The following is a 1,032-nucleotide window of genomic DNA, read 5'->3' on the forward strand; positions in this document are numbered from 1 at the left end:
GGGCTGTCGGCCGCCGCGGTGCATGAGGACAACCGCTACCGCGTCCGCCAGGACGTGGCCCAGCTCGCGGTCGGCGTCGAGTGGCAGCTCTTCGACGGCGGCCTGCTGCGCCATCAGGCCGACGCCGCCCGGGCCCGGGCCCGCGCCGCCCGCGAACGCCAGACGGACGCCGCCAGCCTGATCGAGCTCGAGGTGCGCCGCGAATGGCTCGCCACCGACGAAGCCGCACGCCGCCTCGCCACCACCGAAACCGCCGTCGGCCAGGCCGACGAGAACCTGCGCGTGGCCCGCGACCGCTACCGCAATGGTGTCGGCACCCACACCGAAGTGCTCGACGCCGAAGCCCTGCGCAGCCTCACCGACTACAACCACCTGAACGCCCTCTACGACCTCCACCTGGCTCGGCTGCGGCTCAGGAAGGCCGTCGGCGAGCTGTAAACCTGGCAGCGAAAGCAAACGCTTCCCGACACCTCAAGAACCGCATGAACTCGCCTTATCACGCCGTCGCCAAGCCTCACCCCAGCAGTGAGCACGCAACCCGTCCACTGACGGGCCTGCGCGGGCGCCTGGCTTTGTGGCGCCGCCTTGCAGGCATCGGGCCTGCCGCGTTGTCGCTTTGCGCCAGACGCACCATCAGACACGTCCAACTTCCGTTTCCAGGTTGAGGAGCCCCGCCATGCGTCTCGACAAGACCCAGCTCATCGCCGCCGCCGCGGTCGTCGCCCTCGTGGCCGGCGGCGTGTGGGCGTGGCACACCTTCTCCGGCGGCAACGCCCTGCCCGAAGGCCTGATCCAGGCCAACGGCCGCATCGAAGGCGACCACACCACCGTCGCCAGCAAGCTCGCCGGCCGCATCGCGAAGCTGGAAGTGCGCGAAGGCGCCACCGTCACCGCCGGGCAGGTGCTGGCGCGGCTGGAAGACACCCAGCTTGCCGCCCGCCAGCAGCAAGCCGACGCGGCCGTCGCCACCCTCGCCGCCCAGCTCCAGGCCGCCCGCAGCCAGCTCGACATCGCCCGCCGCGAGGTGCCGCT

1 protein-coding gene and 1 pseudogene are annotated in these 1,032 nt (G+C 71.6%); both read left to right on the forward strand.

The window, feature by feature from the left end; genetic code table 11:
- Window positions 1–438: TolC family protein (locus QQK25_RS23115; RefSeq protein ID WP_284190065.1), on the forward strand; the 438-nt coding region annotated here is incomplete at its 5' end.
- Between the two features lie 238 nt (window positions 439–676).
- A pseudogene (locus QQK25_RS23120) lies at window positions 677–1,032 on the forward strand (biotin/lipoyl-binding protein); the annotation flags it as partial.

The sequence above is a fragment of the Zoogloea oryzae genome (assembly GCF_030161255.1).
In the GTDB taxonomy this organism is placed as follows: domain Bacteria; phylum Pseudomonadota; class Gammaproteobacteria; order Burkholderiales; family Rhodocyclaceae; genus Zoogloea; species Zoogloea oryzae.